The organism is Nostoc sp. NMS2, from assembly GCF_017115105.1.
Taxonomy (GTDB): Bacteria; Cyanobacteriota; Cyanobacteriia; order Cyanobacteriales; family Nostocaceae; genus Nostoc.
In genome coordinates this window covers 82,805-91,364 of the sequence record NZ_JABXKH010000047.1, presented here as the reverse complement: position 1 = coordinate 91,364, position 8,560 = coordinate 82,805, and the positions used below count along the sequence as shown (strand labels likewise).

Here is an 8,560-nt window from a genome sequence, read left to right as displayed (position 1 = left end):
GTTTCTGTTTTGGCTGCGGCTCTCCCAAACTCAGACCCTCTGCCATAATCCCTCTGTCAATAGGGTTTGAGACGCGCTAACCCTGCCTATTTGGCAACTTGGGGAAAATATTTCACCATTTGCCCAACCATGAAGAATGTTGCCTTAATATTATTTTTCTTCAAAACTTCTAAAACCTGTGCCGTATTTTTCGGGACAGGGCAATCATCAAAAGTTAGGGCGATGACTTTCTCATTTGCTTTTAGTTTTCCTTGATAAACGATTGTTCCCTAAAAAGGCTTTGGCACTTCATTCATCTGGTCTGTAGCTGGGGTGATAAGCTGAAAAGTATCTAAGTTTAATAATCAAATTAAATAAAAATCTTGTGGGGTGGGCAACATGAGCGCCCTAATTATACAAATTAAATGCGGAACAGCTTAGACTGTGCAAAAATATCTAGATGCTAAACTTTTAGAACAACTTAAACCGCTTTAGTACTCAGAAATTCACATCCTTACTCAGGCTAAGGTCACAAGTTGTTTCCTCGTTATGGGCTGTTAACTGTTCTTCCACTTTCCCATAAGCCTGCTTCACCCAATACCCTCTAGGTGGCTTTTGTATCCCATAAGCCTTACACCACTTTTCCACAGCCTTATCAGACACGCCAAAATCTCTGCCAATTTTTGCAGTTGGCTTTTCCCAAACTTTTAAGGGTTAGATCGGCAATCGCTTTCGTAGCAGTAATATCGCCCTTGTTCTTGGTATGATGCAGCAATGACGAACCCTCAATCGAGGAAATGATCATATCACTTCACGGTGCTTGATGGTTCATATTGAGTTAAAACGAGCGCGGCAGGGTTCGAACCTGCGACCGATTGCTTAGAAGGCAATTGCTCTATCCACTGAGCTACGCGCCCAACATAAATTAATGGCTCCTTAAGGAGTCACCTACACTATTATATCGTCTTCACCTACCAAGAAGCAATCAAAAATTGCAGATTTCCTACTAGCAAGGCTAAGATGCTAGTCGCTAGCTAGTAAATTTACACTAAAAACGAAACAGATGGATATTGGTTTAGATATATTGTGTTGTCAAGGGGTTATTTGCCCGTTAGTGCCACCGTCCTCTGGGCGGCTGGCTTCGGGAAGGATCTAGCGATCGCTAGGCTCATTTCCACAGTATGCTAGGTAATTTCAGCCTTGGCGATGCTGCCAAATGCCATTATATATTCCATATTAAGAGTGCCCCTGTGAGGAGTTATTTGCTAGTGCCATGTTTATTCTCAAACGGCAGGATGTTGAAATATCAAGCATTCAGCACCCAAAAAAGGATCAGCAGGTGCCGATTCTCAATTATCAAGGGCAGACTTTTCGCTTGATTAGTGTTTTCAAAGCTAGTCAAGAAGAAGAGGCTAGAGCCTTATGGAGAGAATTAACGGATAACCGGGGTAAAGCCTGTGTTTTGCTGGAGGAACCGGAACGCTTTAGCGTCTGGGGTAAAATCCGTTTAGAGCAGTTGGATAGTGACACAGGTGGTCATGGCAAAACGGCGATTTTAATCCAAGCCAGTATTTTGCTATTGCAAGGTGTTTCTATCGATATTGAAGAGTTTTTGGGTGCTAAACAAGCTGCATTATTTGAAAAAGATATTGCGGAAGTGTTAAAGCAGAAGCAATTTCCCCAAGCATCTTCCCTAGAAGCAGTGAAATATTTGGTATCTACTAATCCATTGCCGACCGCTAAGATACCTGATTGGCAAGAAAATCATGTAGTTACTTTGTTACAAGAACTGCATCGATTAGGAAAGGCATATTTTGGCAATGGCAATTTTACCAAACAAGTGATTTATAAGCTAGAAGATATGCCAGAAGCCGAGCGATTGCTATTTATCAGTTGGCTAAATCAATCGCCACTGGGTAAACTGTGGCAGTAGCATGGAAATTTTTAACAAAATTCCAGCCACTGGCACTTGCTTTTGGTGTCCGATTGTGTATTACTTGGCAGACACACTGCTAGATATACAGTCCTTTAACTCAAAATACTGCCAGAGTGCATCTACATAAGTCTTGTCCTATGAATAACTCTTACGAGAATTCGTTCCTTTCTAAATCCATTTTCAATACTCAGAACATTGTCTTAGCTAATATTGGCTGGGCCGTACTAGCACTGCTATATTTTTTGTTGTTTAGTGCCAAAGTTCCCGGAGCCGATGGCATAGAAAGCCGGGCCGAGTGGTATGTGATTGGTACAAATATTTTTGAAGCTTTAGCTTATTTGGGTGCCAGTATCTTATGCTTGAGGAACTGGCTGAGTCCACAAATCGTCAGTGGGCGAAATGTTTGGCTCTTAATTGGCTTAGGTATGCTTTCCTATTTCGTTGGGGGGATAATTTTCGGATATACCGAAATAGTTTTAAAAGATGAACCAGATGTGTCTGTAGGCGATATATTTTTTGTACTGACTTATCTATTACTTGGCGCAGGCATGATTTTAGCTGTGGCTTCCAGGCGAATCAATCTGGAAAAATGGCAGTGGCTAATTGTGTTAGCAATTGCAGTATTCGGTAGTTTATTGGCATGGTGGATTTCTATGCAACAGGAAACACCCTCAGAACTGCTAGTCGCTATTTTGAATTGGTTTTACGTAGTTAGCGATGTGGTTCTGTTAATTATTGCTACCACTCTGCTGTTAGCCTTTTGGGGGGGAAGAGTTTCCCAGTCTTGGCGAATGATTGCAGCAGCGGCCTTTTCGCTTTACATTGCAGATATGTGGTTTAAATACGCCCAAGGCCCTAACTATCAAAGTGGGGAAGTATTAGAGGTATTTTGGGTGTTTAGTGGAGTGTTATTTGGCATGGGCGCTGTCTTAGAATATGACGCATCACTAAGACGAACGCGGCGTACCAGTGGACGAAAACGAGCTTAGTAAAGATTTTTGGTATCTACCGTGAGAAAATTAACAGACTCTGACAAGCAAGAAATTCTTAAGTTATATCGAGAGACTGCCGAAACAACCTCAACTTTGGCAGAACGCTATGGTGTGAGTAACTCGACAATTAGTCGCCTGCTCAAAAGCACTTTGCCAGAAGATGAGTATGAATACTTAGTCTCTTTAAAGCGGGCTGCAAGAACTCCTGAAGGCAGAGCGCAGGTAAGCTACGAGCAGTTACCACTGCTGACTCAACCAGAGCCAGAGATAGAAGTTCCACCCATTGAAAGCCCACCCTTGGAAGTGCCAAAGGTTGAGCCACTGCCACGTCGGGTAATTCGTGTAGAGCAGGAACTTTACTCAGAGGAAACGGCAGAATCACTCGCTGCTAGTAGACGGGTGCGCCGTCGTCCCTCGGCGGCGGAAAAACCGAAGCTCCGAGTCACAGAGAAATTAGAAACTCCAGAGCAAAAGCCGCCGGAAATAGTCAGCATCTCCATTCCACCGCTAAAGGTTGAACATCCAGGAGCGGCTGTCATCGCGCAGATGCTGGGCGAAGATTTGCTAGACGAATCGGAGGATTTGGACGATTTAGATGATGATGATTTAGAGGATGACGACTTTGAGGAAGAAGACTTTGATGATGATGACCTGGATGAGGAAAGACCTTTAGTCACAAAAAGAAGACCAGGTGAAGCATCAGTTCAAGTTTTACCTCTGTCGATAGCCAATTTGCCGAAAACTTGCTATTTGGTAATTGACCGTTCCTCGGAATTAATTACCCGACCCCTCAAGGACTTTGGTGATTTGGGGCAAATTCCCAGCCTGGAAACTCAGCAAAGAACTCTGCCAGTGTTTGATAACCATCGCGTCGCCAAGCGTTTTTCTACCAAGCGCGATCGCGTGATTAAAGTTCCTGATAGTAAAATGCTCCATAAGGCTCGGACTCATCTGCAAGCTAAGGGCATCACCCGATTGCTGATTGATGGTCAGGTCTATTCCTTGTCTGCTACCGTTTAGAGGTTATGGAGACACCTGCTGGCTATGGTGTGGTATTGGTGACATCTGGCAACATCCAGGAGGCAGAAGCAATTGCAAATGCCCTTGTGGAAGCTAAACTCGCTGCTTGTGTGAGTCTGTTACCAATCCACTCAATTTACACCTGGCAAGGGGAACTGCATAAAGAGCAAGAATGGCAATTACTGATTAAAACTGATTTGGCGCAATTTCCGGCAATGGAGGCCAAAATTAAGGAACTGCACTCCTATGAAGTGCCAGAAATTATTGCTTTACCAATTGTTGCCGGTTCTCAAGCCTACTTGCAGTGGATTTCTCAGCAAGTTAAAAATCAAGCGTGAGGAGTTAGGATTTTGATAACTCCTCAATCTTTACTCTCAACTAATAACTCTAAGTACAGCTTTGCGTAAAATCGTGGCGAATTGAGGGGTGAAATTTAAACGCAAAGGTGAGGCAGCGCGGTCTTGGGGGTTTCCCCCATGAGCGACTGTCGGCGCAGAGGTAAGCGCAGAGGGACGCAAAGAATTAATGAAATGTTGTACTAAGCGTAAACAGCCCTTGCAAAACGCTCTGCCAAGTAGATAATGTCTTGTCTACGAGCAATTTGGTTCATCCATTTTTGAGGAATATTTTCCACCCCGTAGTAAATTCCCGCTAACCCACCGGTGACGGCGGCGGTAGTATCGGCATCTCCGCCTAAGTTAACAGCCTTCAATACCGCCTCAGAATAAGACGAACTATTTAACAAACACCACAGGGATGATTCTAAAGTATCAATCACATAGCCACCAGAATTAATCTCTTCTACTGGTAATTTGGCAATCTCACCACTGAAAATTCTGCCAAAATGCGGCTTCTCTAACAAAAATTCTCGGACAGAATAAATTGTTTGGATATCTTGTAATGCTTGTAGATAAGCTGTTTGCAGGTCAGCCCCTTCCAAGAGCGCCACTGCAATACTAATATAAATGCCACAGGCCATTTGCGATCGCGCATGAGCATGAGTAATCGCTGAAACATCATGCACCCGCGCCAGCAATTCGCCTAAAGTCAAGTTTCTGTGACAATAAGCCATCGGCAAGATTCTCATCAACGAACCATTGCCATTACTATTTTCAACCTTCCCACCCGCCTGATGAGGAACAACTCCCTGTTTCAGGCGCATAATTGCTGTGTGGGTAGTTTGACCAATATCAAAGACATCGCCACGGGGAGTCCAATAAGCCTCCTTGTACCAGCGCCAGAAGGAATTGGCTATGGCATCCAACGAATACCCCCGACAAAGGCATTCTGCTAGGCAAAAGCTTAACGAACTATCATCTGACCAAGTTCCTGGTGGTTGATTCCATGTGCCATAACCCAACATCGTTGTCACTGGAGATTTTACTCGTTCAGCACGGCTAGTAAACTCCACCGGCACGCCCAACGCATCACCGACACATAAACCCATCAAACCAGACAACGTTTTTGCACCGGTCAGCATTATTCAATCTCCACGATAACTGCTCAAAATTAACTTTATAGATTCCCTCTATAGCTTGTTGCAACAGATGCTACAGCCGAGTTTTTCAGCCTCTGTGAAAAGCTAGGCAAAAAATTGTTATCCGAATATTTTATTTACGCTATTCCGACATAGTTTGAGTTCCAAATATTGTGCCAGTTTTAAAAGCGTCTATTTTTGGAACAAAGAACCCAGATGAAAAGACATTGAATGTAATTATAACAGCTTATTTATAATGATCGGGGATAGTTAGACTATAACTGTTATGCATTAATAGCAACATTCATTTAATAAAAAATGGGAGATATTTGGAACATTATCACAAGATTTTCGGCTGGAAATATATAAGTAAAAAATAAAAATTTTGGTAAAAACTATGAAACACTTACTCAAGTCTTTCGTGACAATTTCTGCATTGTCTTCCTTAATAATTGTTCCTCTGTTTCTATCAGCTAGTCAAGCTTCTGCTGAAACCAAAAATGGTACTGATGCTAGTTATGTTGGTGCTGGTTTTGCGGCTGGTGTTACGAGCGACGGACAAGGTATTAATGATGCTGCCACATTTGGTGGTAATGTTACAGGTCGTGTGAAATTAGGAACTACGCCATTTTCTGCACGCGGTAATGTTCTCTGGAGTGATAAGACAAGTGCTATCATCCCAGAACTTTCTGTGGATGTGCCTATCGCTAATAGAACTAACGCCTATTTAACTGGTGGTTATTCTTTTGTAGAAAAAGATGGCTCACCAACTCCTATAGGTAACAGAGATTCAGTAGTGGTAGGTGCTGGTATTGAATCGGAAGTTGCTAACAATTTCCTCGTCTACACTAACGCTAAAGTCGGACTTGGTGCCTACCAAAATAGCGATGCTTCTGCTGTCACCATAAATGGTGGTCTTGGTTATCGCTTCAAATAAAAAATTATTGAGTCCTTGGTGACTCTATACTTTACTTAAGTACTCAGGACTTAGCACTGGCTCAACGCCCCGCTACCGCTAACAAAACTCACTACTGCCAAAAGCTGGTTTTGTTAAGTGTTACATCACTGACAAAGCCGGCTTTTGCCGTGGTAAAATTAAATCATTCCTCATTATTCCGGCCGGATTACCGGGGATAAAGTGGCCGAAGGGTGCTGATTCGGTGTCTACCTAATGCTTTATTGAGAATACTATACAAGTCTAATGGTTAAATCTGCTCCTTCCCCAATCGCTAGCCGTAAGCCTTCCAAAGTAGAAGGAATCAAGGAAAATAGTAATTTTTTGCGTGAACCTGTAGCAACTGAGATCCTTCAAGATACTACCCATTTTACCGAAAATGCGGTGCAGCTTTTGAAGTTTCACGGTTCTTACCAGCAGGATAACCGTGACAACCGCACAAAGGGACAGGAAAAAGATTACCAGTTTATGCTGCGGACAAAAAATCCGGGTGGTTTGGTACCGCCGCAGCTGTATCTGGCTTTGGATAAAATCGCTGATGAGTATGGCAACCACACTTTACGAGCAACTACCCGTCAAGGTTTCCAACTGCACGGTATTTTAAAGAAGAATCTGAAAGCAGCGATCGCTACAATTGTCAATAATCTGGGTTCTACTTTGGGAGCTTGCGGCGACATCAACCGCAACGTGATGGCACCACCAGCCCCTTTTAAAAATCGCCCAGAGTATCAGTATGCTTGGGAGTATGCCCAGAATATTGCTGATTTGTTGTCAGCGCAAACGGGCGCTTATTACGAAATTTGGCTAGATGGGGAAAAGGCAATTAGTGCTGAAGAGAACCCAGAGGTGAAGGCAGCGCGACAACGCAATGGTAATGGCACCATTATTCATGACAACGAAGAACCGATTTATGGTACGCACTATATGCCCCGCAAGTTCAAAATTTGCGTGACGGTGCCAGGGGATAATTCGATTGATTTGTATTCTCAAGACTTGACTTTGGTAGTGATTACCAATAAGAAGAAGCAATTAGAAGGATTTAATATTTTTGCTGGTGGTGGCTTAGGTAGAACCCACGGTAAAGAAGAAACTTTCGCTAGGTTAGCAGACCCCATTGGTTATGTGGCGAAGGATGATGTCTACGACATAGTGAAAGCGATTGTTGCTACTCAGAGAGATTATGGCGATCGCACCGACCGTCGTCATGCCAGATTAAAATATCTAATCAACGATTGGGGTGTAGATAAATTCCGCACTCAAGTTGAAGAATATTTCGGTAAACCAGTCGAAGCCTTCAAACCACTGCCAGAGTTTAAATATTACGACTTCCTCGGCTGGAATGAACAAGGTGATGGCAAGCTATTCTTAGGAATTTCCATTGAGAATGGTCGAATCAAGGATGAAGGTTCGTTTCAACTAAAAACCGCCTTGCGGGAAATTGTCGAGCAGTTCAACTTGTCCATCCGCCTGAGTGCCAACCACAACCTGATTTTTTACGATATCGAACCAGATAACAAGCAAGCTATTCAAGACATTCTTAGCCGTCACGGTGTCGGAGACGACCCCAGTAAAATCGAACCCTTAGTGCGGTATGCAATGGCTTGTCCGGCTTTGCCTACTTGTGGCTTGGCAATCACGGAATCAGAACGAGCAATACCAGGTATTTTGGAGCGGGTTCGCGCTCTATTAGATAAAGTTGGTTTACAAAATGAGCATTTTGTGGTAAGGATGACAGGATGCCCTAACGGCTGCGCTCGGCCCTACTTGGCAGAATTGGGCTTTGTCGGTAGCGCTCCAGAATCTTACCAATTATGGTTAGGTGGTTCGCCAAATCAGACTCGACTGGCACAACCTTATACAGAGAAGCTGCACCATAATGATTTAGATAGCTTCCTAGAGCCGATTTTTGTTTACTTTAAGAAATCTCGGAAATCTAAGGAAAGTTTTGGTGATTTTTGCGATCGCGTTGGTTTTGATGCCATCCGCGAATTTGCTGCCACTTATGAACCTAACACGGCTAATGGTACAAGCAAATCGCGCCATCGGGTAAATTTGAAAGAAGAGGTTTATAGCAAGTTGAAGGAAGTAGCAGAAAGCCAAGGTAAACCGATGACTCAGTTGGTGACTGAAGCGCTAGAGGTTTATTTCCAGAATCTTTCCTAAGCTGAAAAGTTTAAGATAATAAAACTACAGATAGACAC

At 43.3% G+C, this 8,560-nt stretch carries 8 protein-coding genes, 1 tRNA gene and 1 pseudogene; 6 read left to right on the top strand and 4 right to left on the bottom strand.

The features are described 5' to 3' along the window. Positions 1–86: 86 nt before the first annotated feature. The 3 genes and pseudogenes from HWQ36_RS08330 to HWQ36_RS08320 all read right to left on the bottom strand — a co-directional run bounded on the left by HWQ36_RS08330 (position 87) and on the right by HWQ36_RS08320 (position 896). On the bottom strand, positions 87–263 hold the full coding sequence (locus HWQ36_RS08330) for a polysaccharide deacetylase family protein (protein WP_292700507.1): 177 nt from the start codon (positions 261–263) through the stop codon (positions 87–89). A 214-nt stretch (positions 264–477) separates the two neighbouring features. Further along, positions 478–684, bottom strand: a pseudogene (locus HWQ36_RS08325) (hypothetical protein); the annotation flags it as partial. A gap of 139 nt (positions 685–823) precedes the next feature. Next, positions 824–896: transfer RNA gene (locus HWQ36_RS08320), tRNA-Arg, on the bottom strand. A gap of 356 nt (positions 897–1,252) precedes the next feature. Here HWQ36_RS08320 and HWQ36_RS08315 point away from each other — a divergent pair. The 4 genes from HWQ36_RS08315 (at position 1,253) to cutA (ending at position 4,265) form a co-directional block, all read left to right on the top strand. Then, entirely contained in the window at positions 1,253–1,912 is a 660-nt protein-coding gene (locus tag HWQ36_RS08315; RefSeq protein WP_292700495.1) for an Npun_F0813 family protein, read from the top strand. Positions 1,913–2,052: 140 nt separating this feature from the next. Beyond that, the gene (locus tag HWQ36_RS08310; protein ID WP_292700492.1) at positions 2,053–2,904 is read left to right on the top strand and encodes a hypothetical protein; all 852 of its coding nucleotides are present in this window, start codon (positions 2,053–2,055) and stop codon (positions 2,902–2,904) included. A gap of 21 nt (positions 2,905–2,925) precedes the next feature. Continuing rightward, the gene (locus HWQ36_RS08305) at positions 2,926–3,927 is read left to right on the top strand and encodes a transposase (protein ID WP_292700489.1); all 1,002 of its coding nucleotides are present in this window, start codon (positions 2,926–2,928) and stop codon (positions 3,925–3,927) included. A 5-nt stretch (positions 3,928–3,932) separates the two neighbouring features. After that, positions 3,933–4,265: a divalent-cation tolerance protein CutA gene (gene cutA / locus HWQ36_RS08300; protein ID WP_292700486.1), complete on the top strand. Its 333-nt coding sequence runs from the start codon at positions 3,933–3,935 to the stop codon at positions 4,263–4,265. A 200-nt stretch (positions 4,266–4,465) separates the two neighbouring features. Here the strand turns inward: cutA and HWQ36_RS08295 are convergent, their stop codons facing one another. Beyond that, positions 4,466–5,407: an ADP-ribosylglycohydrolase family protein gene (locus HWQ36_RS08295; protein WP_292700484.1), complete on the bottom strand. Its 942-nt coding sequence runs from the start codon at positions 5,405–5,407 to the stop codon at positions 4,466–4,468. Positions 5,408–5,801: 394 nt separating this feature from the next. Here HWQ36_RS08295 and HWQ36_RS08290 point away from each other — a divergent pair, with 394 nt between their 5' ends. Both HWQ36_RS08290 and sir read left to right on the top strand, forming a co-directional pair. After that, entirely contained in the window at positions 5,802–6,341 is a 540-nt protein-coding gene (locus tag HWQ36_RS08290) for an outer membrane beta-barrel protein (protein ID WP_292700481.1), read from the top strand. A gap of 264 nt (positions 6,342–6,605) precedes the next feature. Continuing rightward, positions 6,606–8,522 carry a sulfite reductase, ferredoxin dependent gene (gene sir / locus HWQ36_RS08285; protein WP_292700478.1) on the top strand — a complete coding sequence of 639 codons (1,917 nt, stop codon included), beginning with the start codon at positions 6,606–6,608 and terminating at the stop codon, positions 8,520–8,522. The last annotated feature ends 38 nt before the right edge of the window (positions 8,523–8,560 follow it).